The sequence below is a fragment of the Photobacterium phosphoreum genome, from assembly GCF_002954725.1.
Classification (GTDB): Bacteria; Pseudomonadota; Gammaproteobacteria; order Enterobacterales; family Vibrionaceae; genus Photobacterium; species Photobacterium phosphoreum.
Genome location: NZ_MSCQ01000001.1, coordinates 2,596,577 through 2,621,523 on the forward strand (window position 1 = coordinate 2,596,577; position 24,947 = coordinate 2,621,523).

At 42.3% G+C, this 24,947-nt stretch carries 26 protein-coding genes and 1 pseudogene; 17 read left to right on the plus strand and 10 right to left on the minus strand.

Annotated elements, in window-relative coordinates:
* Window positions 1-26: 26 nt before the first annotated feature.
* The gene (gene waaF / locus BTO21_RS11490; protein ID WP_045031843.1) at window positions 27-1,061 is read left to right on the plus strand and encodes a lipopolysaccharide heptosyltransferase II; all 1,035 of its coding nucleotides are present in this window, start codon (window positions 27-29) and stop codon (window positions 1,059-1,061) included.
* Window positions 1,055-2,335, plus strand: coding sequence for a lipid IV(A) 3-deoxy-D-manno-octulosonic acid transferase (gene waaA, locus BTO21_RS11495; RefSeq protein WP_045031841.1), 1,281 nt, complete (start codon window positions 1,055-1,057; stop codon window positions 2,333-2,335). Before waaF ends, waaA begins: the two co-directional genes overlap by 7 nt.
* A gap of 17 nt (window positions 2,336-2,352) precedes the next feature.
* Here the strand turns inward: waaA and BTO21_RS11500 are convergent, their stop codons facing one another.
* A complete protein-coding gene (locus BTO21_RS11500; protein WP_045031852.1) occupies window positions 2,353-3,081 on the minus strand; it encodes a 3-deoxy-D-manno-octulosonic acid kinase in 729 nt (242 codons plus the stop codon).
* A gap of 89 nt (window positions 3,082-3,170) precedes the next feature.
* On the opposite strand from BTO21_RS11500, the gene BTO21_RS11505 reads away from it, so the two are divergent.
* Genes BTO21_RS11505 through coaD form a run of 3 tightly spaced genes read left to right on the plus strand, consistent with a single transcriptional unit; the run spans window position 3,171 to window position 5,500 of the window.
* Window positions 3,171-4,238, plus strand: a complete 1,068-nt coding sequence (locus BTO21_RS11505; protein WP_045031839.1) for a glycosyltransferase family 9 protein — start codon at window positions 3,171-3,173, stop codon at window positions 4,236-4,238.
* On the plus strand, window positions 4,235-5,011 hold the full coding sequence (locus tag BTO21_RS11510; RefSeq protein WP_045031836.1) for a glycosyltransferase family 2 protein: 777 nt from the start codon (window positions 4,235-4,237) through the stop codon (window positions 5,009-5,011). Before BTO21_RS11505 ends, BTO21_RS11510 begins: the two co-directional genes overlap by 4 nt.
* Before the next feature lie 6 nt (window positions 5,012-5,017).
* Entirely contained in the window at window positions 5,018-5,500 is a 483-nt protein-coding gene (coaD, locus tag BTO21_RS11515; protein WP_045031834.1) for a pantetheine-phosphate adenylyltransferase, read from the plus strand.
* Window positions 5,501-5,537: 37 nt separating this feature from the next.
* Here the strand turns inward: coaD and BTO21_RS11520 are convergent, their stop codons facing one another.
* Complete coding sequence (locus BTO21_RS11520; RefSeq protein ID WP_045031833.1) at window positions 5,538-6,476, minus strand: glycosyltransferase; 939 nt, start codon at window positions 6,474-6,476, stop codon at window positions 5,538-5,540.
* Window positions 6,477-6,667: 191 nt separating this feature from the next.
* On the opposite strand from BTO21_RS11520, the pseudogene BTO21_RS11525 reads away from it, so the two are divergent.
* Both BTO21_RS11525 and BTO21_RS20420 read left to right on the plus strand, forming a co-directional pair.
* A pseudogene (locus tag BTO21_RS11525) lies at window positions 6,668-7,264 on the plus strand (glycosyltransferase); the annotation flags it as partial.
* A complete protein-coding gene (locus BTO21_RS20420; protein ID WP_420874933.1) occupies window positions 7,253-7,435 on the plus strand; it encodes a glycosyltransferase family protein in 183 nt (60 codons plus the stop codon). The pseudogene BTO21_RS11525 and the gene BTO21_RS20420, both read left to right, overlap by 12 nt.
* Window positions 7,436-7,498: 63 nt before the next feature.
* Here BTO21_RS20420 and BTO21_RS11530 read toward each other — a convergent pair whose 3' ends face one another.
* The 6 genes from BTO21_RS11530 to radC form a co-directional block, all read right to left on the minus strand.
* The gene (locus tag BTO21_RS11530; RefSeq protein WP_045031831.1) at window positions 7,499-8,503 is read right to left on the minus strand and encodes an NAD-dependent epimerase; all 1,005 of its coding nucleotides are present in this window, start codon (window positions 8,501-8,503) and stop codon (window positions 7,499-7,501) included.
* Between the two features lie 134 nt (window positions 8,504-8,637).
* On the minus strand, window positions 8,638-9,447 hold the full coding sequence (gene mutM / locus BTO21_RS11535; RefSeq protein ID WP_045031829.1) for a bifunctional DNA-formamidopyrimidine glycosylase/DNA-(apurinic or apyrimidinic site) lyase: 810 nt from the start codon (window positions 9,445-9,447) through the stop codon (window positions 8,638-8,640).
* 22 nt (window positions 9,448-9,469) lie between these two features.
* A complete protein-coding gene (locus BTO21_RS11540; protein WP_045031826.1) occupies window positions 9,470-9,964 on the minus strand; it encodes a hypothetical protein in 495 nt (164 codons plus the stop codon).
* Between the two features lie 256 nt (window positions 9,965-10,220).
* Window positions 10,221-10,388 carry a 50S ribosomal protein L33 gene (rpmG, locus tag BTO21_RS11545; RefSeq protein ID WP_005371942.1) on the minus strand — a complete coding sequence of 56 codons (168 nt, stop codon included), beginning with the start codon at window positions 10,386-10,388 and terminating at the stop codon, window positions 10,221-10,223.
* Window positions 10,389-10,401: 13 nt separating this feature from the next.
* Window positions 10,402-10,638 carry a 50S ribosomal protein L28 gene (gene rpmB, locus BTO21_RS11550; RefSeq protein ID WP_045031821.1) on the minus strand — a complete coding sequence of 79 codons (237 nt, stop codon included), beginning with the start codon at window positions 10,636-10,638 and terminating at the stop codon, window positions 10,402-10,404.
* 171 nt (window positions 10,639-10,809) lie between these two features.
* Window positions 10,810-11,484 carry a RadC family protein gene (radC, locus tag BTO21_RS11555; protein WP_045031819.1) on the minus strand — a complete coding sequence of 225 codons (675 nt, stop codon included), beginning with the start codon at window positions 11,482-11,484 and terminating at the stop codon, window positions 10,810-10,812.
* Between the two features lie 237 nt (window positions 11,485-11,721).
* On the opposite strand from radC, the gene coaBC reads away from it, so the two are divergent.
* From coaBC to slmA, 3 genes are all read left to right on the plus strand, one after another.
* Window positions 11,722-12,936, plus strand: a complete 1,215-nt coding sequence (gene coaBC, locus BTO21_RS11560; RefSeq protein WP_045031817.1) for a bifunctional phosphopantothenoylcysteine decarboxylase/phosphopantothenate--cysteine ligase CoaBC — start codon at window positions 11,722-11,724, stop codon at window positions 12,934-12,936.
* Window positions 12,937-12,945: 9 nt separating this feature from the next.
* Window positions 12,946-13,404 carry a dUTP diphosphatase gene (dut, locus tag BTO21_RS11565; protein WP_045031815.1) on the plus strand — a complete coding sequence of 153 codons (459 nt, stop codon included), beginning with the start codon at window positions 12,946-12,948 and terminating at the stop codon, window positions 13,402-13,404.
* A gap of 233 nt (window positions 13,405-13,637) precedes the next feature.
* Complete coding sequence (slmA, locus tag BTO21_RS11570) at window positions 13,638-14,228, plus strand: nucleoid occlusion factor SlmA (RefSeq protein WP_036789332.1); 591 nt, start codon at window positions 13,638-13,640, stop codon at window positions 14,226-14,228.
* A 107-nt stretch (window positions 14,229-14,335) separates the two neighbouring features.
* On the opposite strand, the gene pyrE is transcribed toward slmA, so the two are convergent.
* Together pyrE and rph are read right to left on the minus strand one after the other, a co-directional pair.
* Window positions 14,336-14,977 (minus strand): orotate phosphoribosyltransferase, encoded by a 642-nt coding sequence (gene pyrE, locus BTO21_RS11575; protein WP_045031813.1) that lies wholly within the window; start codon window positions 14,975-14,977, stop codon window positions 14,336-14,338.
* A gap of 157 nt (window positions 14,978-15,134) precedes the next feature.
* A complete protein-coding gene (rph, locus tag BTO21_RS11580) occupies window positions 15,135-15,851 on the minus strand; it encodes a ribonuclease PH (protein ID WP_045031811.1) in 717 nt (238 codons plus the stop codon).
* Between the two features lie 257 nt (window positions 15,852-16,108).
* Here rph and BTO21_RS11585 point away from each other — a divergent pair, with 257 nt between their 5' ends.
* From BTO21_RS11585 to BTO21_RS11615, 7 genes are all read left to right on the plus strand, one after another.
* Window positions 16,109-16,972 (plus strand): YicC/YloC family endoribonuclease, encoded by an 864-nt coding sequence (locus BTO21_RS11585; protein ID WP_045031809.1) that lies wholly within the window; start codon window positions 16,109-16,111, stop codon window positions 16,970-16,972.
* Between the two features lie 211 nt (window positions 16,973-17,183).
* Entirely contained in the window at window positions 17,184-17,810 is a 627-nt protein-coding gene (gene gmk, locus BTO21_RS11590) for a guanylate kinase (RefSeq protein WP_036789325.1), read from the plus strand.
* A gap of 51 nt (window positions 17,811-17,861) precedes the next feature.
* Window positions 17,862-18,140, plus strand: a complete 279-nt coding sequence (rpoZ, locus tag BTO21_RS11595; RefSeq protein WP_045031805.1) for a DNA-directed RNA polymerase subunit omega — start codon at window positions 17,862-17,864, stop codon at window positions 18,138-18,140.
* A gap of 15 nt (window positions 18,141-18,155) precedes the next feature.
* Entirely contained in the window at window positions 18,156-20,258 is a 2,103-nt protein-coding gene (gene spoT, locus BTO21_RS11600; RefSeq protein ID WP_045031803.1) for a bifunctional GTP diphosphokinase/guanosine-3',5'-bis pyrophosphate 3'-pyrophosphohydrolase, read from the plus strand.
* 124 nt (window positions 20,259-20,382) lie between these two features.
* Complete coding sequence (gene trmH, locus BTO21_RS11605) at window positions 20,383-21,111, plus strand: tRNA (guanosine(18)-2'-O)-methyltransferase TrmH (protein WP_045031801.1); 729 nt, start codon at window positions 20,383-20,385, stop codon at window positions 21,109-21,111.
* A gap of 2 nt (window positions 21,112-21,113) precedes the next feature.
* Window positions 21,114-23,195 carry an ATP-dependent DNA helicase RecG gene (gene recG, locus BTO21_RS11610; protein WP_045031799.1) on the plus strand — a complete coding sequence of 694 codons (2,082 nt, stop codon included), beginning with the start codon at window positions 21,114-21,116 and terminating at the stop codon, window positions 23,193-23,195.
* Window positions 23,196-23,466: 271 nt separating this feature from the next.
* Window positions 23,467-24,876 carry a uracil-xanthine permease family protein gene (locus BTO21_RS11615; protein WP_045031796.1) on the plus strand — a complete coding sequence of 470 codons (1,410 nt, stop codon included), beginning with the start codon at window positions 23,467-23,469 and terminating at the stop codon, window positions 24,874-24,876.
* Window positions 24,877-24,947 lie beyond the last annotated feature (71 nt).

A 24,947-nucleotide genomic window follows, 5' to 3' on the forward strand; every position in this document is an offset into this window, starting at 1 on the left:
GAAAACCTTAATCCGGTAAATTATTTATGACTAAAATTTTAATCATCGGTCCATCATGGATTGGCGACATGGTAATGTCGCAATGCCTCTATATTGAATTAAAAAAACAGCACCCTGACTGTATCATTGATGTAATGGCACCTGGCTGGTGTAAAACCGTATTGGCTCGCATGCCTGAAATAAACAAAGTCATTGAAATGCCTCTTGGCCATGGTGATTTCAATTTTTTTGCTCGCTACCAACTAGGTAAAATATTACGTGATGATAACTACGATCACGCTTATATTTTACCAAACTCAGCCAAATCAGCACTTATTCCCTTTTTCGCAAATATCCCAACTCGTACCGGGTGGAAAGGTGAAATGCGTTATGGTCTACTTAATGATTTACGTAACAACAAAAAATCATTTAATTTAATGATTGAACGTTATATTGCTTTAGCTCACCCAAGTTCAGCGATGACAGGTTCAGGTTGCCTAACTGACATGCCTTTCCCTACGCTGACTATTGACACTCAAAATCAACAGCAAGTGCTTGAAAAATTCAACATTAACCAAACCCGCACCTCAATTGCACTCTGTCCTGGCGCGGCTTACGGTTCAGCCAAATGCTGGCCTATTGATCATTACGCATCAGTGGCTAAAACGCTTATAGAAGCTGGTTGTAATATTCTATTATTTGGCTCAGACAATGAAAAAACATTGACCGTTCAAATCGAACAATCTTTATCAACTAGTGCCCAACAATACTGTCATAATTTAGCTGGTAAGACGTCACTCACTGATGTTATCGATCTGCTAGCATCATGTTCAACGGTTATCGGTAATGATTCAGGCTTAATGCATGTTGCAGCTGCTGTGCAATGTAATGTTGTTGCTCTTTATGGCCCAACGACACCAAATTACACCCCACCACTCACCGACAAAAAAGCCATTTTGCACACCGATATTGAATGTCGACCTTGCTTTAAGCGTGAATGTCCTTTGAAGCATAATAAATGCATGACAGAAATATCACCACAACAGGTCATTACTGCAATTAATCGTTTGCAAGCATCATGATTCGAACGCTATATACCCTACTATTAACTTTAGCAGCTCCCATATTATTGTGGGGGCTTTACCGTACCAAACCAGGAAAGCCTGCTTTTGGTTCACGCTGGAAAGAGCATTTTGGTTGCACACCACCATTACTCGCAACTGGGCAGCCAATTTGGATTCATGCCGCATCAGTCGGAGAAGCAATTGCGATCGTGCCCGTTATTAAGGCACTAAAACAAGCTTATCCTGAACAAGCCATTATAGTAACGACCACCACTAGCACTGGCGCTGAACAAGTGGCTAAATTGGGTGAATTAGTTGAGCATCGTTATATGCCGATTGATTTTGGATGGTGCGTGCGTGGGTTTATAAAATCTATTAAGCCAAAATTATTTCTTATCGTTGAAAAAGAATTATGGCTCAATACCTTAACGTGTATTCACCACCAAAAAATTCCAACAGTCATTGTTAATGCCCGCTTATCTGAGCGCTCTGCCAAACGCTATCAATCGTTTAGTTTCTTTACTCATCAATTGCTCAATAAAATAGATAAAATATTGTGTTTACATAATGATGATGCTCAACGCTTTATAGACATTGGTGCGCAACAACATCAAATTGCAGTTACCGGCTCAATCAAATACGACATTACGATTGCGGATACCGTTTTTGAGCAAGCACATCACTTACGTAAACAACTTGGCATAGAGCGCCCGATTTTTGTTGCTGCTAGTACCCATCAAGGGGAAGATGAGCAAGTACTCGATGCTTATCAAGCAGTGCTTCAACAGTATCCTGATGCGATGGTAATTATTGTGCCTCGCCACCCGCAACGGTTTGATAGCGTTGCCAAACTAGCAATAGAACGTGGATTAACGGTCCATCGCCGTACAACCTCTAGCCCAATCAAAGCGAACACTCAGCTATATCTCGCTGATACAATGGGAGAGATGTTAGTCATGCTAGCGACAGCTGATGTGACGTTTATGGGGGGAAGTTTAGTCGGAGAAAAGGTCGGGGGGCATAACCTATTAGAGCCAGCCGCGGTTGTAAAACCCGCAATTACAGGCCCTAGTTTTTATAATTTTGAAGATATCACTCAACAACTATTAGCCGCAGGTGCGATTGAAATTTGTCAAAATAGCCACCAGCTCGCACAGCAACTGGTGACATTATTTAATGATCCCGAGCATCAACAATACATGGGTGCACAAGGACAAAAGATAGTGATTGAAAACCAAGGCGCAGTGAATAAAACCATCGCTAACATTCATTGTTACTTAGCTAATGATTAATTAACCACTAATTATCATTAACCGATAGTAATACGAAGCTGACTTTTGTGCGCATAACCATCACACAAAGCACTCCAATCATCTTCACCCCATTTAATCGCACGTTTATCGACTTCTTTGAGAAAAGAGCGCTTTAAACGTGTCAGATTATCCACTTTCCAATCATCGCCCTCACGACAATCACACTTATCAAAATCAATCAGCCACGGTTGCTGACCTTCATCTAATAAAATATTGTGGGCATTTAAATCAGTGTGACACACTTGCAAATCATGCATCTTACCGATCATTTCACCAATATCACGCCACACTGTCGCGGCTAATGTTTGGCTTTGTAGCAGTGCGACTAAATCATGACTGTTGGCTATTTTCTCAACCAAAATATCGGCTTTATAGACCATGCCTTTTTTAATGGCTCTCGCTGCAATAGGACGCGGTACATTCACCCCACCATCACGTAATAATTTTAACAATGCTAATTCAGCACCGCTGCGGGTTGTATTCCAATCCGTAAACCAATAACTATCATTGTTCACTTTAGCAAACAGCCCACCACGGTGATAATGCCGTAACGCCATTTCCAATTTTTCATCGGCAACAAACCACGTTGTGCCACGCCCTTTGGCAGAACCAATAACTGCATCACGCTGACGCCAATACTCAATATCAAAGCAACCATGCGGATCTGCACTTAGATAATCGCTATCAAACCAAATGGCCTGGTTGTTACTGATAATTTCCTGCACTACAGCCTCTCTCGCATTTATTGTTGAATATTTTACAATTTCAATGGCTAGCGGCATAATTCACTAACCACTTTTAATAAGGTAACCCCATGGCTCTGTTCTCAACGCCACCACGTTCAATTTGTATCTTACGCTTGTCTGCTATTGGTGACGTTTGCCATGCGATTGCTGTCGTCCAAGCTATCCAACGCCAGTGGCCAACCACTGAAATCACTTGGGTTGTCGGTAAAGTTGAAGCACAATTAGTCAATGCATTACCCAATATTAAGGTGATCAGTTTTGATAAAAAAGCCGGTTGGCATGGCATTAAACAGGTTTGGCAACAACTGAAATCACAACGTTTTGATGCGCTATTGGATATGCAAGTCGCTCTACGTGCAAGTGTACTATCTTTAGGTATTAAAGCTAAGTACCGTGTCGGGTTTAGTAAAAACCGCACCAAAGAAGGCCAATGGCTGTTTACTAATAAACACTTACCTAATACTAACAGTGTCCATGTGCTCGATAATATGGCGGACTTTGCACGTTATATTGGGGTGCCATTCACCACCCCAGAATGGAACATTCCACTAACTGTTGCAGATAACAGTGTTGCTGAGCAATATATCCACCAACCAACATTAGTGATCTCACCCGCCGCCAGTAAAGATGAACGTAATTGGCTTCCTGATCGTTATGCGGCTATTGCTGATTATGCAGCAACCAAAGACTTAGCAATTATACTTTGTGGCTCACCCAGTGATCGTGAACAGCAATTAGGCCAACACATTATTAGCCTCAGTAACGCACCAATTATCAATTTAATTGGCAAAACAACATTATTACAACTTACTGCGTTATTACGTGCTGCAACCATTGTGTTAGCACCAGATTCAGGCCCAGCCCATTTAGCTACCACCCAAAATACGCCTGTCATTGGCCTCTATGGTCATAGTAATCCAGCTCGTACTGGGCCATATTTATCACTGCCATATACTGTCAGTGTTTACCAGCAAGTCGCTGAACAACATTACGGCAAACCATTAGACGAGTTACCATGGGGAGCACGAGTAAAGGGCAGTGATATTATGCCTAAAATTAGTGTTGCGATGGTAAGAGAAAAACTTGATCTCATTCTATCTTCAGCAATGCCATTAGCTTCCAAGGAAAATATATGAATATATCAGCAAACAAACCAACACTTGGGGTTGCATTGATTGTTAAGAATGAAGCTAAGCATCTTGCTGCGTGTCTAGATACGATTAAAGACTGGGTAGATGAAATTATTATTCTCGATTCAGGCAGTACTGATGCAACAGAAACCATTGCCCGTCACTATACTGACAAATTTTATGTCAACACACAGTGGCCGGGGTTTGGCCAACAACGCCAACTAGCGCAACAATACATCAACAGTGATTATGTGTTATGGCTCGATGCCGATGAACGAGTTACACCTGAACTAAAACAATCTATTCTAAATGTATTGCAAGATAATCAACATAATGTGGTTTATAGCGTTAATCGTCTCAGTACTGCATTCGGTAAATTCATCCGCCACTCTGGCTGGCATCCTGATTGGATCGTGCGTTTATACCGCCTACAAGACACCCACTATAATGATGTCCAAGTACATGAATCTGTTATTGTTCCTCCTAACTGCCAAATTATAAAAATAGCGGGAAATTTAGAACATTATACCTTTGAAAATTTCTTTGAGTTTCAAAAGAAACAATCTCAATATGCTGAATTATGGGCAAAAGAAAAACATCTACAAGGAAAAAAAACCTCTGTAGCCTCAGCAATTGGACATGCATTGTTTAGCTTTATACGTACCTATTTTATTAAATGCGGCTTTCTTGATGGCAAGCATGGCTTTATTATTGCCTGTATTAATATGCAATATGTACTCAATAAGTATCTTGGCCTTTATCTTAAACAAAATAAGTAACCCATTATGACAACTCGTGTTATCTATCCCGGCACTTTTGATCCAATCACTAACGGTCATCTTGATCTCATCGAGCGTGCTGCTGCAATGTTTGATCATGTTATCGTTGGCGTGGCTTTTAATCCCAGCAAAAAACCATTATTCACTTTAGAGGAACGGGTTGAACTGGCTCAACAAATTACAGTCCATTTATCTAATGTTGAGATTGTTGGCTTTTCAGGATTATTAGTCAATTTTGCCAAAGAGCACAATGCTAATATTTTAGTACGAGGCTTACGTGCGGTGTCCGATTTTGAATATGAATTTCAACTGGCAAATATGAATCGCCGCTTGATGCCTGAGCTCGAAACGGTATTTTTAACACCTGCAGAAGAAAATTCTTTTATTTCTTCGACCATTGTCAAAGAAGTGGCGTTACATAAAGGGGATGTGAGTCAGTTTGTTGATCCTCTGATCACCAAAGCATTACTTGCTAAATTTAAAGTCTAACTAATAAAAAGGCGCTAAATGCGCCTTTTTATTACAATCACCATGAATTCGTTTTTGCTTGTTCTAATAACTCAAAATGTCGTAAATACATCTGTGTTGCAGAAAAATACTTAATTGCATGCTCACGACACTTAATAGGGCTAATTTGATCTAGCTTTTTTATTGCATTAATCATCTCAACTTCATTTTCACAGAGAAAACCAGTTTCTCCATCAATAATAAGCTCAGGCATTGCACCTCGATTAAAAGCAATAACCGGAGTGCCTGATAGCATAGCTTCTACTATCGTTAGTCCAAAAGGCTCTTCCCATTGAATAGGGACAAGTAAAGCCTTTGCCTTACTAATTAATTCAAATTTATCAGTACCATTAATATACCCTACTGGTTTGATTATAGGATGCCAGTTAAACCACGTTTCAGGGTTGGCTAATCTACGTCCACCAGCGACAATTAACGGTATGTTAACTTTTTTAGCCACTTTTATCGCAGTATCCACACCTTTTTTACTGCGTTTAACTTTAGCAAGAAAAAGTAGGTAGCTGTCTTTATCTTTACTAAAAATATAATCGTCTACAGGTACTCCGTTATAAGCAACAACTTCACCACCCTGACATTTAGCATGATTTTTTGAGATGAATACATTATTTTTCCCCTCATGCTTGCCAGCATGGCATACTTGAATAGTGCCAGGATACCGCCTGAACATCTTCTCAATAACAGAACCGTCAATCCCACCATGATGTTCAATATATTCAACATCATCAGGAATTACAGCACATAATTCTTCAAATGTGCATGGCAATGACAACTTAATATGTTTATAAAATTCGGTATCAGAACCAATAGGAGACATCGTATACACTTTGTGTCCTTGTTTAGCTTGCTCAACCGCAAGCCAATCAATTAATCGATTTGAACCACCACTAGAATTTACAGGAGGAAGGGATTGGTCATGAATATGTAAAATAACGCTCATTTGGCACTACATTTCCACATACAAATAAAGCATAATAATACAGTCAATTTTCTATTTAAGTAATAACTATTATATAAATACATAATAAAATAACATTTATTTAAGGTATATAATCCTTACTGTATACTGATTATTTTGTTAGAATTTCAGATCAAACCCAATAAAACAAGCAATAACCACCCAATAGGCTGTTGATATTAAACATAAAAATAGAATTCATCATAAGTACATACAATAATGTACGTGATCTAGAACTAGTTTTAGAGGGCTATCTATATCAAATTAATCATAACTTTTCATTATGTATAGCTGATGATGGTTCTACACATGAAGTGGCTGGCTTAATTAAAAAATTCCAACAGAAGAACTTAGCTATTCGACATATTTGGCATGAATATAAGGGTTTTATAAAAGCTAAAATTCTTAATCGAGCAATAGAAACAAGTATTGATGATTACATCATTTTACAGATAGCGACTGTATTCCAGTACCAAATTTCAGATCATAAAAATGTAGCTTCAGAAACTACAGTTATTATTGGCGTCAGAGCTTATATAAAGAAAGATCTGTCAGAAGAGTTCCGTCAACGTATTTTATCTATAACTAAATTATCCAATATTCTTTGGCTATTACTTAAGTCTATAACAGGTGATATTTCAAAAGTTGAGCAAGTTATTAATTATCCAAATCTAATCCTGAAGCCTATAACTCAAGCCAAACCAATCCTTTCTCAATTTGGCTCAAATATGGCAATATCAGAAAAAGCATTATTTAAGATAAATAGCTTTGATAAAGATTTTGAAGGTTGGGGATATGAAAATACAGATCTTTTATATCGCCTAGATAAATTAGGCTTAACCGCTATGGGTACTATCGGTCGATGCCGACAATTTCACATTGATCACCAAATGAATAAACGCAACCCTAACGGTGAAAAACCATTCAAACAAAAACAATAAACAGAAAAGGTTTTTTTGTGACAATGGAATAAATAAAAAGACCTAATTAAGGTCTTTTTACAATTACTGATTATAGTACTCACGGTACCAGTCAACAAAAGCCTGCACACCTTGTTTTACTTCAACCGCAGGCTTATAACCAGTAGCGGCAAATAAATCATCAGTATCGGCATACGTCATGTAAACATCACCCGGCTGCATTGGCATAAAGTTTTTCTTCGCTTCAATGCCTAATGCTTCTTCCAAGGCTTCAACATAATCCATTAATTTAACAGGGCTACCATGACCAATATTATAAATACGGTATGGCGCAGAGCTGGTTGCTGGTGAGCCGGTTTCTACTGTCCACTCAGGATTAGGTTGTGGGATCACATCCTGAATCCGCATCACACCTTCAACAATATCATCGATATAGGTGAAATCACGGCTCATATCGCCATTGTTATAAATATCAATTTCTTTGCCTTCCATGATGGCATTAGTAAATTTAAACAATGCCATATCAGGACGCCCCCACGGACCATATACCGTAAAGAAACGTAGGCCTGTGGTTGGAATACCGTAAAGGTGTGAATAGCTGTGCGCCATCAATTCATTGGCTTTTTTGGCCGCAGCATACAATGATACTGGGTGATCAACACTATCAGCAGTATCAAATGGCATTTTTTGATTTAAGCCGTACACAGAACTTGATGACGCATAAACCAGGTGCTCAACTTTGTTATGACGACAACCTTCAAGAATAGTCAAATAGCCAATTAAGTTACTATCACCATAAGCCATTGGATTATCAATTGAATAACGTACGCCTGCTTGACCACCTAAATGGATCACGCGATTAAATTTTTGTTCAGCAAACAAATTCGCAATCGCATCTCTATCCGCAAGATCCATTTCAATAAATGTAAAATCAGGATGACTAATACGCTTTAAACGTGCATGTTTAAGTGCGACCTCATAATAATCATTAAGGTTATCGATACCCACCACTTGATGGCCTTGAGCACATAAACGCTCCGTAACCGCACTACCGATAAAGCCAGCAACCCCTGTTACTAAATATTTCATTTTTCAGCCCTTAATGTATTTATAAAATACTGTTTATTTTTATAAAAATTATGCTTCATAGTAACAATATATCTAAGGGTTGTTGCTCAAAAAAAATGAACCCGCTATTAATCAAAATCGAATAAATAACTCACTCAACGCTGACACTTATCACAAAAAACAGTGGTGCGTTGACCGAGCTTAATATCCGTTAAAATTTCACCACAGCGCGGGCACGGTTGACCGCCTTTGCCGTAAACTTGTAATTCTTGCGCAAAATACCCCGGTTTACCGTCAGCATTTTTAAAGTCTTTTAAGGTTGTCCCACCTTGAGCAATCGCTTTTTTGAGTACTACTTTAATTTCATCGACCAATAACTGTAATTTTTGTGGTAAGACCTTACCTGCAGGACATTGGGGATCAATTCCTGCGGTAAATAACGATTCATTGGCATAAATATTACCGACCCCGACCACAACATGATTATCCATAATCAATAATTTAATCGCTTTACGCTTACCTTTAGCCTTTGCAACCAAATAATCCGCATCAAAATCGTCGCTCAATGGCTCTGGTCCCATTTTATCGAGAACAGCATGGCTTTCACCTGCCTGCTGCCATAACCATGCCCCAAAGCGCCGAGGATCGTTATAACGCAGTATTTCTCCACTGGCTAATACCACATCAACGTGATCATGCTTCTCTACCACAGAGCCTGCGGGCAAAATACGTAAACTGCCTGACATACCAAGATGAACAATGGCGTAGCCGATATCAGTTTCTAATAATAAATATTTGGCGCGGCGGACAACCTTGCGGATCACCTGCCCTTCAATATTTTTAATCGCATCAGGAATTGGCCAGCGTAATCTTGCATTACGAATAATGATTTTAGTCACTGTTTGTCCAACAACGTGCGGTGTGATCCCCATGCGAGTCACTTCAACTTCCGGTAATTCAGGCATCTTTATCTTGCTCCAATAATTATTATCGTTTTGAAGATAATGGCGGAAAGAGAAAATCAGAGTCAACAGTTACAGCGAGCCATTGTCCAGCGCCATTATTCAATAACCAAAAATGCGCTAATTGATACGCAGTGATCCGTTGCGGTTGCGAATAACCAACCAACCACGCTTCAATAGTATATGGAATTAATAACTGTTTTTTTAATGCTAATAGCTGCTTCGCCGTGACTTTCGTGCCCTGCAATGTTTGCCAGTGAGCAATAAAAGTAGCGATATCAACCGCTATCGGTGGTTGACTCTGCCAACCAGCCTCTGAGTGCTGTAACGTCACCTGAGGTAAAATCAGCTGCAGGAGAACGCGATCTGAGGTAAATAAGGGGATGACGGTTGACGATACTATCGATGGTGCTGTCGTTGCTAACCGAGTACGAAGAAGCTCTGGTAGTTGTATGACGGCGATAAAAGCCAAAACCCCAATGATGATAACGTTATTCCATCCTCGTCGCGTTAACCGCATTCTCTGGCGCTCCTATGCGCACTTATCAATACAGATTAAGATAGCACTGCCACTATTAACAACCATAGCCAATTTAATTTATTGTTTGATAGTGATGATTAAAAGTATCGAGGAAAGCAGGAAAGCAGGAAAGCAGGAAAGCAGGAAAGCAGGAAAGCAGGAAAGCAGGAAAGCAGGAAAGCAGGAAGATTATGCGGAATTTTAAATATAAAAAAACCCAGCTAGGCTGGGTTTTTATCAAAAAATTTAAAATCAATTACTTGATTTTAGCTTCTTTGTAAAGCACGTGCTGGCGAACTACTGGATCAAATTTCTTGATCTCAAATTTGCCTGGCATGTTGCGCTTGTTCTTGTCGGTAGTGTAGAAGTGGCCTGTACCAGCTGATGATACTAGACGGATCTTCTCACGAATGCCTTTTGCCATTGTTCAAATTCCTCTAAACGTTCTCGCCGCGAACACGCATCTCTGCAAGAACGATATCAATACCTTTCTTATCAATGATACGCATACCTTTAGCAGTAAGACGTAGTTTAACGAAGCGTTTTTCGCTTTCTACCCAGAAACGATGAGTTTGCAGGTTCGGCAGAAAACGACGCTTGGTGGCATTACGTGCGTGTGAACGGTTGTTACCCGTTACAGGACGCTTACCAGTTACTTGGCATACTCGGGACATTACTGTCTTCTCCAAATCGTTTCGCTCGATATCTACCATGGAAATTTAATGTAAAATTCAATTTTACATATAACCACAGCTATCAAAGGTCGCGCATTATACTAAGTCAAAACCAGTTGCTCAAGTCCCGAGCAGATCCTTTCTCACTTTTTTTACCGAAAATTGTCTATTTTATAGCCAACCGCGCTCAGCAAAGGAAATTATATCTCCCTCGCCGACAATAAAATGATCCAGAACACGAATATCAACTAGAGCCAGCGAATCGCTGATCTTGCGGGTTATTCGATGGTCAGCCTGACTAGGTTCAGCAACGCCTGATGGGTGATTATGCGCTAAAATTAACGCTGCTGCATTAAGTTCTAGCGATCTTTTTACAACTTCACGTGGATAAACACTCGCACAATCGAGTGTTCCTTCAAATAATACCTCTCCGGTAATGACCCGGTGCTGGTTGTCTAGGAATAGGATATAAAAGGCTTCGCGCTGTTTATGGCGTAATTTTTTCACCAAATATTGACGGGTATTTTGTGGGTTTGTGAGCGCGTTATCTTTTTTTAAAATTTCTTCTAAATATCGCTCTCCCAGTGCCAAAACAGCCTGCAAAAGTGCAAATTTTGCCGGACCCAAGCCTTTTACCTGACAAAAAGTTTCTTTATCTGCACCAAGCAAGGCTCGTAATGAGCCAAATTCTTGCAATAAATACGTCGCCAGTTCCAACGCATTCATGCCTTTTATTCCCGTTCGTAAAAAAATGGCTAATAATTCAGCATCTGTGAGCGCATCACAACCATGAGATAATAGTTTTTCTCGTGGACGCGACGCTAATGGCAATTGCTTAAGCGACATATTCTCTCCTATATTGGTATGTCACTAGCAAAACAGGCTATCGCTTTTATACAACCCAACAACCAATGTTCCTTGAAAGCGTCTCCAAAGTTTATGCTTTATCCCCTGCCTTGCAGCACCAAAACCTCGGAATGATCACCGCTAAAGATTAAACTATGAATTGCAGCCAATGACCGTTTATACGTTTGATGCTATCGTGTCAGCAAAATTTATTGGCTTCTACACACAGGCAAAACCATGCAAACACTGGCAGGAAAAAAAATCCTTCTCGGCATTAGTGGCGGTATCGCTGCCTATAAATGCGCAGAACTAACGCGTCGTTTAATTGAACGCGGTGCACAAGTCCAAGTCGTAATGACCCAAGCAGCACAAGAATTCATTACCCCATTAACCATGCAGGCTGTATCGGGCAATCCCGTTTCAAGTAGCCTTTTAGACCCTTCTGCCGAAGCATCAATGGGTCATATTGAATTAGCAAAATGGGCAGACTTGGTTTTATTAGCACCTGCCACTGCAGATTTGATTGCCCGTATTAGTGCCGGCATGGGCAATGATTTACTATCAACGCTCTGTTTAGCAACGGATGCACCCATTGCTGTCGCACCCGCCATGAATCAACAGATGTACCGCAATATTGCCACCCAAGAAAATCTTGCCACACTACAACGTCGTGGCTTTACTTTATGGGGACCTGCCAGCGGTGAACAAGCGTGTGGCGATGTCGGCCCGGGACGAATGCTGGAACCGATGCAATTAGTTCACCACTGTGAAGATTTCTTTCAACAACCCGATCTTAGTGAACTAAACATTGTTATCACCGCAGGCCCTACTCGTGAGGCGATTGATCCGGTGCGTTATTTAAGTAATTACAGTTCAGGCAAGATGGGCTTTGCGATTGCCGCCGCCGCCGCTAAACGTGGGGCTAATGTGACCTTAATCAGTGGGCCAGTTAACCTTACGACACCAGCTGGCGTAACTCGAATTAATATTAATAGCGCCGTTGAGATGCAGCAGGCAGCATTAGCTTGCGCAGTAAAGAATGAAATATTTATTGCCTGTGCCGCCGTTGCTGATTTCCGTCCAGCACAGGTTGCAGAACAAAAGATGAAAAAGCAGCCTGGTAATGAAGAGATGGTGATTCAACTAGTAAAGAACCCCGATATCGTTGCCTCTATTGCAGCGCTAACAGAACAACGTCCCTTTACTGTTGGCTTTGCTGCTGAAACCCAAAATGTAGAGCATTATGCTCGTGGTAAACTGGCGGCTAAAAATCTTGATCTTATTTGTGCGAATGATGTCTCCATACAAGGACAAGGCTTTAATAGCGACACTAACGCACTCCATTTATACTGGCCTAACGGTGATAAAACATTACCATTAGCTACTAAAGCCGATCTTGGTCAGCAATTAATTGCCGAAATTGTTGCCCTTTATCAACACGCCACGCACTAGAGCATTATTATGAATACTATCGATCTTAAAATTCTTGACCCCCGTGTTGGAACTGAGTTTCCATTACCCGCTTATGCCACCACAGGTTCTGCTGGGCTTGATTTACGTGCGTGCCTTGATCAACCATTAACCGTTGCACCGGGTGAAACCCATTTAGTGCCAACCGGTTTAGCGATCCATATTGGCAACCCAAATCTAGCGGCAACGATTTTACCGCGATCAGGTTTGGGGCATAAACATGGCATCGTCTTAGGTAATCTTGTCGGTCTGATTGATTCTGACTATCAAGGTCAGTTAATGGTGTCAGTCTGGAACCGCGGTGATACTACTTTTACTATCGAACCGGGCGATCGTATTGCGCAATTAGTTTTTCTGCCTGTGGTACAAGCACAATTTAATATTGTGACTGATTTTGACGATATGAGTCATCGTGGTGAAGGTGGTTTTGGTCACTCAGGTCGTCAATAGATTTATTGTCATTAATAAACACAGATTATACTTTTGACGTATGATTTTGTTTTGATGCTAAAATAACCGATAACGATCAAACACAAAGCGCAACTATTGACGGTGGCGCTTTTTTTACTGATAAACTGCATACATTTACCATCCTGCGCTTTTCACGACGCAATGGCATCGCTAAGATAGGCGGGTTTCATGCTGTCCATGGACAGTCTCATTTTGCAAAGGAACGATAATTCATGGCTGGCACCAAAAAAAGCAATCGCCGCGAAGAGATACTTCAGTGTCTTGCTCATATGTTGGAATCAAATCAAGGAAGCCAACGTATCACCACCAAAATGCTGGCGGCTAATGTTGGGGTCTCGGAGGCTGCACTCTATCGTCACTTCCCAAGTAAAGCACGGATGTTTGAAGGCCTGATTGAATTTATCGAAGATTCAATTACTACCCGTATTAACCGCATTCTTGATGATGAAAAAGATACCCTTACGCGTCTGCGTATGGTGCTACAACTGATATTAATGTTTGGTGAACGTAATCCGGGTCTTAGTCGTATTATGACCGGTCACGCACTGATGTTTGAACAAGATCGCTTACAGTCACGCATTAATCAGTTATTTGAACGCATTGAATCACAATTACGTCAAATTCTTAAAGAGCGTAAATTGCGTGAAGGCAAAGGCTTTCCTGTTGATGAATCCATTTTAGCGGCACAGTTACTCGGTCAAGTGGAAGGCAGCCTAAGTCGTTATGTTCGCTCAAGCTTTAAATACAAGCCAACTGAAAATTTTGATGATTACTGGCAACTGCTTAGTGGTCAGTTAGGTTAACCAAACCACCAACTGATACATAGCAGCATATTTAAGCTAAAAAAAAGCGAGGGTCAATTCACATTGACCCTCGCTTTTCTAGTATCTCTTACCTATTTAAACGACAATTACACGCCGTATTGAGTACGGTACGCAGTAACAGCGGCTAAATGCTGCTCCATACCCGTTTGCTCGCTTAAATAAGTCACCACATCGCCTAGCGATACAATTGAAATCACCGCACAACCAAAGTCACGCTCAACTTCTTGAATCGCAGACAGTTCGCTTTGACCTTTTTCTTGACGATCAATCGCCACTAACACGCCCGCTAAATCAGCACCGTTGGCTTTAATGATTTCCATTGATTCACGAATCGCCGTACCAGCGGTGATCACATCATCAACTAACATGATGCGACCTTCTAGTTCACAACCGACTAAGTTGCCGCCTTCACCGTGATTTTTAGCTTCTTTACGGTTAAAGCAATATGGCGTATCAATATCATGGTGATCGGCCAATGCTACCGCGGTGGTGGTTGCAATTGGGATCCCTTTATAAGCAGGGCCAAATAACACATCAAATTCAATCTTAGCGTCAACCAATGCTGCAGCATAAAAGCGACCTAGACGCGCAAGATCGCGACCAGTATTAAATAATCCCGCGTTAAAGAAATACGGACTGTTACGACCCGATTTCAATGTAAACTCACCAAATTTTAATACCCCTTTCTCTAGGGCAAATTCGATAAACTGACGCTGATATGCTTTCATTGTGGCTCCTTAAACGACTTTCGTGTTTTACAATGTTGAAATGGAAGCAACCTTTACCAAAAAACGGTAAAACTGTTGCGGCTAAACATTATGACTATTCCTCTAGCCTATAAAATTTAGATAAAAAAAAGCGGCTCCAATTAGGAACCGCTAATAATCAATTTTCTAAGACTTGTTTCTGCATCGAAATAATATCGGTTATGCCGTCTTTCGCCAGCGCGAGCATTGCCAGCAACTCTTCATGGCTGAACGCCTCGCCCTCGGCAGTGCCTTGAATTTCAATCATCTTACCGTCTTCGGTCATGACCACATTCATATCAGTTTCAGCCGCTGAATCTTCAAGGTACTCAAGATCGCAAATTGGCTCACCTTTATAGATACCAACCGAAACTGCAGCAACCATCCCTTTAAGTGGGCTTTTCTTAATCATGCCTTTTTCAAGCATATAATTAATCGCATCCACTAAAGCAACCATTGCACCTGTGATAGACGCGGTACGTGTACCACCGTCAGCTTGAATCACATCACAGTCAACGGTGATCATTTGCTCACCAAGCACTTTTAAATCAACCGCTGCGCGTAAACTACGTGCAATCAGACGTTGAATTTCCATAGTGCGACCGCCTTGCTTACCACTTGCGGCTTCACGACGGTTACGGGTATGCGTTGCGCGCGGCAACATACCATATTCTGCAGTCACCCAACCTTGGCCTTTACCTTTAAGCCAACGCGGCACATTTTCTTCAACACTGGCAGTACAAATTACTTTGGTGTTGCCAAATTCAACCAAGACTGAACCTTCAGCATGGGCTGTGTAGTTACGAGTAATGGTGATTGGACGTACCTGAGTGGCACTTCTTCCGCTTGGACGCATCGGGATTTCCCTTTGGCTGGATGATATTAACCGGCGATTATAACGACATCTCAATCCCAGTGCACGAGAAAACCGCCGCTTACGCGATAGATTCAACCTTGTTTTGCATTTACAGCAGTAGCCCACAACGCGTGATCTCGCATATAATGGTAGAACTCGGTTACGACGCACCTCTATCGTTATTAAAAGACCAGACTTACCGTTGAATACGCTAAGTTTAGCCGTCGCAACCATCATAACCAAAGGGCCACAAGCCAATGATCCATAGTATGACTGCCTATGCCCGTCGCGAAATAAAAGGCGACTGGGGCACTGCTGTGTGGGAGATCCGCTCAGTAAACCAACGTTATCTTGAAACTTACATTCGCATGCCAGAACAATTTCGTAGCCTTGAGCCGGTATTGCGTGAGCGTTTTCGTAAACGTCTAGCACGCGGTAAAGTTGAATGTAATCTTCGCTATGAAGCTAACACTGCAACGAATACTGAACTGACCATCAATGAAGCATTAGCAAAACAAGTGATTCATGCAGCGCGTTGGGTAACAGAAACGGCAGGTGAAGGTAACATTGGTCCATTCCAAGTGCTTAATTGGCCCGGTGTGATGGAAGCGCCGGAACAAGACCTTGATGCAATAAATAAAGATTTGCTTATTGGCTTTGAATTAGCAATGGATGACTTTATTGCTGCACGTGCAAGCGAAGGCGACAACATGAAACAGTTGATCGACCAACGTTTAGCGGCAATTTCAACAGAAGCGATCAAAGTACGCACCCTAATGCCACAAATTATGGTGTGGCAACGTGAGCGTATTATGTCACGTCTTGATGAAGCGAAGGTCGATCTTGATAGCAACCGCCTTGAGCAAGAGCTGATCATGCTGGCGCAAAAAAGTGATGTTGCCGAAGAGCTTGATCGCCTTGACTCACATGTAAAAGAGACCAACAAAATTCTTGCTAAAGGTGGCGCATGTGGTCGACGTCTTGATTTTATGATGCAAGAATTTAACCGTGAATCAAATACATTGGCATCAAAATCAATCAATACTGACGTCACAGCCTCTGCGGTTGAACTGAAAGTATTAATTGAACAAATGCGCGAGCAAATCCAGAACATCGAGTAAATATTCCTTACTCACGCTTTCCAAGCTGATGCTATTCAGTTTGGAAAGTTGTTTAAAAATGTCACCTGATTATGAAATATCATCAATGGCAGCTAGGCTTAAGTTATATTGGCACAGTAAAAAAGATGAATTTTCAAGCAATCAGCTAATTTCAATTATGCGCAGATCGTGATAATCTTCGCGCCCTTCTATCACTGAGTGAAAATAGGCAATGAGCAAAGGTACTCTATACATCGTGTCGGCCCCAAGTGGTGCTGGTAAATCAAGTTTGATTAATGCCCTTCTTGAAACTAACCCGACCTATGACATGAAAGTATCCGTGTCCCATACGACTCGTGGCATGCGCCCGGGCGAGGAAAACGGCGTTCATTACAATTTCGTTAGCGTAGAAGAATTTACCGACTTGGTAGAACAAGGTGCTTTCCTTGAGCATGCCGAAGTGTTTAGCAATTACTATGGTACTTCTCGTCCATGGATTGAACAGCAATTGAATAAAGGCATTGATGTCTTTTTAGATATTGATTGGCAAGGTGCGCGTCAAATTCGCAAACTGATGCCAGCCGCTAAGAGCTTGTTTATCCTGCCTCCGTCAAAAGAGGAACTGGAGCGTCGACTTAATACCCGCGGTCAAGACAGCGAAGCTGTTATTGCTCGTCGTATGGAAGAAGCACGTTCAGAAATCTCACACTATAACGAATACGATTATGTGATCGTTAATGACGATTTCGATGTCGCATTAATTGACTTTAAAGCAATTATTCGTGCAGAACGATTGAAGCAAGACAAGCAAACTGCTAAATATAGAAGCATGTTGACTGCGCTACTAGCAGATCAGTAAGTTATTTCGTACAATTTTCTATCCCTAATTTAATAACCACTGGAGCCCTCCATGGCACGCGTAACCGTTCAAGACGCTGTTGATAAAATTGGCAATCGTTTCGATCTGATCCAAATTGCTGCTCGCCGCGCACGTCAAATGCAAACTGGCGGTAAGGATCCATTGGTTCCTGAAGAAAACGACAAATACACAGTAATTGCCCTTCGTGAAATCGAAGAAGGCCTAATTACTAAAGATATCCTTGATGCAAAAGAGCGTCAGGAACTGCAAGAGCAAGAAGCAGCTGAATTAGCTGCGGTAAGTGCTATTGCTGGCGACCATCACCGTTAATCAGGAAACCAGGCATTGTATCTTTTTGATAGCCTGAAAGAAGTCGCAACCAAGTACCTGTCGGAGTCTCAAATTGAGGTGCTTCGACAGGCTTATCTTGTTGCTCGCGACGCCCATGAAGGCCAAACTCGTTCAACAGGCGAGCCTTATATTATCCATCCGGTTGCGGTTGCCCGTATCCTGGCGGAAATGCGTCTTGATATTGAGACACTGATGGCAGCTTTGCTGCATGATGTGATTGAAGATACCGAGGTCACTAAAGAGGATCTAGCCTGCCGTTTTGGCGATACTGTTGCCGAATTGGTTGATGGCGTCTCTAAACTCGATAAACTAAAATTCCGCGATCGCAAAGAAGCACAAGCTGAGAATTTCCGTAAAATGATCATGGCAATGGCGCACGATATTCGCGTTATTCTGATCAAACTTGCCGATCGTACTCATAATATGCGCACGTTAGGGGCTTTACGTCCTGATAAACGCCGCCGCATTGCTCGTGAAACCCTTGAAATATTCTCTCCGCTTGCCCACCGTCTTGGTATCCATAACATCAAATCTGAACTTGAAGAGCTCGGCTTTGAAGCGTTATATCCCAACCGCTACCGCGTCCTAAAACAAGTCGTCGCAGCAGCCCGTGGCAATCGCAAAGAAATGATTAATAAAATTCACGCTGAAATTGAGGGTCGCCTTAATGATGCGGGAATAGCAGCATCGGTATCAGGTCGCGAAAAGAATTTATACTCCATCTATAACAAGATGAAGAATAAAGAACAGCGTTTCCATTCGATCATGGATATCTACGCTTTCCGCGTCTTAGTCAATGATCTTGATACTTGCTATCGCGTATTGGGCCAGGTACATAACCTGTATAAACCACGCCCAAGCCGCATGAAAGATTATATCGCCATTCCCAAAGCCAATGGCTATCAGTCGCTGCATACTTCACTTGTCGGCCCCCACGGCGTGCCGGTTGAAGTTCAGATCCGTACTGAAGACATGGATCAAATGGCAGATAAAGGTGTTGCCGCCCATTGGACTTACAAAGACGGTGAAACCCCAGGTACCACCGCCCAAGTTAAAGCCCAACGTTGGATGCAAAGCCTACTTGAACTACAACAAAGCGCAGGCAGCTCATTTGAGTTCATTGAAAACGTAAAATCTGATCTTTTCCCTGATGAAATTTACGTTTTTACACCGAAAGGCCGCATTGTAGAATTACCCGTCGGTGCTACCGCGGTTGATTTTGCCTATGCCGTGCATACTGATATTGGTAATACTTGCGTCGGCTCTCGTGTCGATCGTCAACCTTATCCATTAAGTAAGCCGCTGAAAAATGGTCAAACCATTGATATTATCAGCGCCCCAGGTGCTCGACCTAATGCCGCATGGCTTAATTATGTGGTCACTTCACGTGCCCGTACTAAAATTCGTCAAGTCTTAAAAACTATGCGCCGTGATGAATCGATTACCCTTGGTCGTCGGTTACTTAATCATGCCTTAGGTGGCGTGAGTATGCAGACTATCGCTGCTGAAAATATCACTAAAGTATTGAGCGATCTTAAACTAGAAACCGTCGATGATTTATTGACTGAAATTGGTTCAGGCGAACTGATGAGTGTAGTGATTGCACGCCGATTATTGGGTAACGCCGACGAACTGTCATCGAAAAACAGCGATCGTCGATTACCAATTCAAGGTGCTGATGGTATTCTGCTGACCTTTGCTAATTGTTGTCATCCGATCCATGGTGATCCTATTGTTGCCCATGTGAGTCCGGGTAAAGGTTTGGTTATTCACCGTGAAGAATGTGCCAATATTCGTGGTTATCGTAAAGAGCCCGATAAATACATGGCGGTTGAATGGAGTGAAGATTTTGAGCAAGAATTTATCACAAACCTCAAAGTCGACATGCAAAATCACCAAGGCGCATTAGCTGATTTAACCAACACTATTGCAGCGACAGGCTCGAACATTCAAGGTTTAGCAACCGAAGAAAAAGATGGCCGCCTCTATACGATCACCGTACGCCTGACCACCAAGAGCCGTGTGCACTTGGCGAATATCATGCGTCGTATTCGTATCATGCCAGATGTCGTACGGGTTGCCCGTCAAAAGAATTAACACTATCGGTTTGATATGCTGTTGATGATATGAATAAAACGCCCGCTTACGGGCGTTTTGTGTATTTGGCTGCCAATCCATATTATTATGGGGTTATTCTTATTTTCGCAAATAGCATAACAGTATGACTCCTGATCGCTTTCAACGTATTCATCAAGTATTAGCCACTCGCCAGCCCGATCTCACTGTCTGTATGGAAGAAGTTCACAAGCCGAATAATGTCTCGGCCATTATTCGAACCGCCGACGCAGTAGGTGTCCATAAAGTCCATGCAGTGTGGCCCAAAGAAGCCATGAAAGTACTAAGCCATACCTCAGCAGGCGCGCGAAACTGGGTCGAACTTGAAACCCACGACACTATGATTAATGCGATCAGTGCGCTTAAAGCACAAGGCATGCAGGTACTCGCTACCAATTTATCCACTACTGCGGTTGATTTTCGTGACGTTGATTACACTAAGCCGACTGCGATTATTCTCGGTGGCGAAAAAAATGGGATCACCGCTGAAGCATTAGCACTGGCAGATCAAGACATCATTATTCCGATGGTTGGCATGGTACAGTCACTCAATGTCTCCGTCGCCAGTGCATTAATTCTCTATGAAGCACAACGCCAACGTCAAAATGCCGGCATGTACGATCGCACCACCACCTTACTTGATGATAGTGTAGTGAATCGAATCCTATTTGAACGGGGGCATCCGGTATTGGCAAATGTGGCTAAACAGAAAAAATTACCGTACCCACAATTAGATGATCAAGGCCAAATTATTGCCGACGAACAATGGTGGGCAGCAATGCAGGCGAAAAAAATCAAACGCCCAGTAGTAACAAGTGAAATAAAAAAGGACTAACTATGAGCGGACAACTCCTCAATACAGTCGCCCTCACCGAACTGGCTGGTGTCGGCGCAAAAATGGCAGAAAAACTGCATAAAATTGGGCTTAATAACGTCCAAGATGTACTGTTTCATTTGCCACTTCGTTATGAGGATCGCACCCGTATTTGGCCGATTAATCGCGTTGCGCCTGGGCAATATCTAACAGTTCAAGGTGAAGTCAGCCATTGCAGCATTCAATTTGGTAAGCGCAAAATGCTGACGGTAAAAATTGGCGATGGTACTGGCTCGGTGACATTAAAGTTTTTTAATTTTAATGCGTCGATGAAGAACAGTTTTAGCGATGGTAAACAAGTTAAAGCCTATGGTGAAATCAAAGGTAGCCAGTTTGGGCTTGAAATCATTCATCCTGATTACCACCTTTTTTCAGAACCAACAGCACTCAGTGCCGAAGAAACGCTAACTCCGGTTTATCCCACCACAGATGGGTTACGCCAAACGACATTGCGTAATTTAACCGATCAAGCTTTGAGCTTACTTGAAAAATCTGCCGTAACAGAGTTACTTCCCGCTGGGCTATATGACCAACAAATGACCCTTGCGCAAGCATTGCAAGTAATGCATCGTCCCACACCCGACATTTCATTAGAACAATTTGATGCAGGTAAACATCCGGCTCAAAAGCGACTAATTTTAGAAGAATTGTTAGCGCAAAACTTATCAATGCTAGCGCTGCGCAGCAAAGGTCAACAGCATCAAAGTTGGTCATTTACACCACAAGATACCCTCAAGCAACAACTATTAGCGAGCTTACCGTTTACCCCAACGGGCGCGCAACAACGAGTAGTGGCTGATATTGAAGCTGATCTTGGTAAATCTCAACCTATGATGCGCCTAGTACAAGGGGATGTAGGCTCAGGTAAAACCTTGGTCGCTGCGCTTGCTGCTTTACGTGCGATTGAACACGGTTATCAAGTCGCGTTAATGGCACCGACTGAATTGTTAGCCGAACAACATGCGTTGAACTTTACCCAATGGCTCAACCCGATGGGGATTGAAGTCGGTTGGATGGCTGGCAAACTAAAAGGCAAAGCGCGTGAAAAAGAATTAGTCCGTATTGCCAGTGGTGACGCCAAAATGGTAGTGGGAACTCATGCTTTATTTCAAGACCAAGTGGTATTTAATAACCTCGCGCTGATTATTATTGACGAACAACACCGCTTTGGTGTCCATCAGCGACTCGATCTTCGAGAAAAAGGCGCTGCCAGTGGTTATTACCCACATCAATTAGTGATGACGGCTACCCCAATCCCACGCACTTTAGCCATGACGGCTTATGCTGATATGGATACCTCAGTGATCGATGAATTACCCCCAGGGCGAACCCCAATTCAAACAGTGGCGTTGCCGGATAGTCGGCGTCCACAAATTATTGAACGCATTCGCGCCGCATGCCAGCAAGAAGGTCGCCAAACTTACTGGGTTTGTACCCTGATTGATGAATCGGAAGTGCTAGAAGCGCAAGCAGCATCAGATACTGCTGATGAACTGACCCGTTTACTACCTGAACTCAAGGTCGGTTTGGTCCACGGCCGAATGAAACCCAAAGAGAAACAAGCGATAATGGCAAGTTTCAAAGCGGGAGAAATTGATTTACTGGTAGCAACTACGGTAATAGAAGTTGGGGTTGATGTGCCTAATGCCAGTTTAATGGTAATTGAAAACCCCGAACGACTTGGATTAGCGCAATTACACCAGTTACGAGGCCGGGTTGGTCGCGGTGAGATCGCCAGTCATTGTGTGTTGCTCTATCATGCACCGCTGGCCAAAACCGCCCAGAAACGATTAGCCGTATTACGTGAAAGCAGTGATGGGTTTGTGATTGCGCAGCGCGATCTTGAAATTCGTGGTCCTGGTGAATTACTGGGCACTAAACAAACCGGTATTGCTGATTTTAAAGTGGCTGATTTGATTCGCGATCAATACCTCATCCCCCAAGTCCAAAAACTCGCCCGTTATATTCATGATCAATACCCAGATAACGCCATCGCGATTATCGATCGCTGGATAGGCCAACGAGAAAATTACTCTAACGCTTAGGTCATATTTGATCACGGTGATAATAAACAACCTCTATTCGCCGTGATCCATCCCCCTTCAAATCGAGATGTCACCCGCTTAATAATTAAAATAAGCAAACGATTGCTATTTTCGCAAAGATAATTACAATAGCGGCAAATTTTCGCCACTTTAATCTCTGCCAGTGTTGATTCGGTTCTGAGTAACAGCAATCACAGATCACCACCAATCACACAATCATTCGCCCACTCAGCGCGAATAATGGATTCCAGAGAGCCTGTTAGGATCATCTATGACCCAGCACCACACTAGCGCAACGCCAAGAAATTCTGACCTTATTTACCGCTTAGATGATAGACCACCGCTGCCACAAACCTTATTTGCAGCAACCCAACATTTATTGGCGATGTTTGTCGCGGTCATTACTCCATCATTGATCATTTGCCAATCGCTGGGTTTACCCGCAAGTGATACCAACACCATTGTCAGCATGTCATTACTGGCATCAGGGATTGCTTCTTTTATTCAAATTAAAACCTTTGGTCCGATTGGCTCCGGTTTACTGTCGATTCAAGGCACCAGTTTTAATTTCTTAGGTCCAATTATTGGCGCAGGCTTAGCACTCAAAGCTGGCGGCGCTGATACTCAAACCATGATGGCGGCTATTTTTGGTACTATCATTTTTGCCGCTTTCACTGAAGTGTTTATTTCACGTATTTTGCAGCATGCACAACGGATCATTACCCCATTAGTATCGGGCATTGTGGTGACATTAATCGGTTTAACCTTAATTCAGATCGGCCTAACCTCCATTGGTGGTGGTTATAGTGCGATTGCTGACGGTAGCTTTGGTAGCCTTGATAATCTAATGCTAGCAGGCACAGTATTAGGGTTTATTGTATTGCTTAACCGAGTTAAAAATCCTTACTTACGGGTATCATCGATTGTTATTGCAATGGCAGCAGGGACATTATTGGCGTGGATGTTAGGGATGCTAAAAACCGACATCACCAGCACCAATCCATTAATTGCGATTCCAATGCCAATGCAATATGGGCTCAGTTTTGATTGGGGATTATTAGTACCCTTGATGATTGTATTTGCCGTAACATCATTGGAAGCAATCGGTGATATTACTGCAACCTCAGAGACATCAGAACAGCCGGTCAAAGGACCGTTGTACATGAAACGTATCAAAGGTGGTGTGCTTGCAGACGGTCTAAATTCAGCAATGGCAGCAGTATTTAACAGTTTTCCCAATTCAACCTTTAGTCAAAACAACGGCATTATCCAACTAACGGGTGTCGCTAGTCGTTATATCGGTTATTTTGTCGCTGGCATGCTGGTGTTATTAGGCTTATTTCCTGATGTCGCTAACTTGGTGCAATTAATTCCAGAGCCAGTATTAGGCGGTGCAACTATTGTGATGTTTGGCACTATTGCCGCTTCTGGGATTCGAATCATTTCTCGCTGTCATCTCGATCGTCGTGCGATTTTAATCATGGCGTTGTCTTTTTCGATGGGATTAGGCATTGCGCAAAAACCTGAAATTTTGCAATTCTTGCCTGAGATTGTAAAAAGTATTTTGTCTTCTGGTATGGCAGCTGGCGGTATTACTGCGATTTTATTAAATATCATTTTGCCTGATGATAATGCCGACTCAGTTGATCTGATTGATGAAGCAAAAGCAACCGAACATTAATCATCACTACCATTAAAAAAGCCCGCCTCATCAACTGAGAGCGGGCTTTTTATTCAACGCTATAATACGGC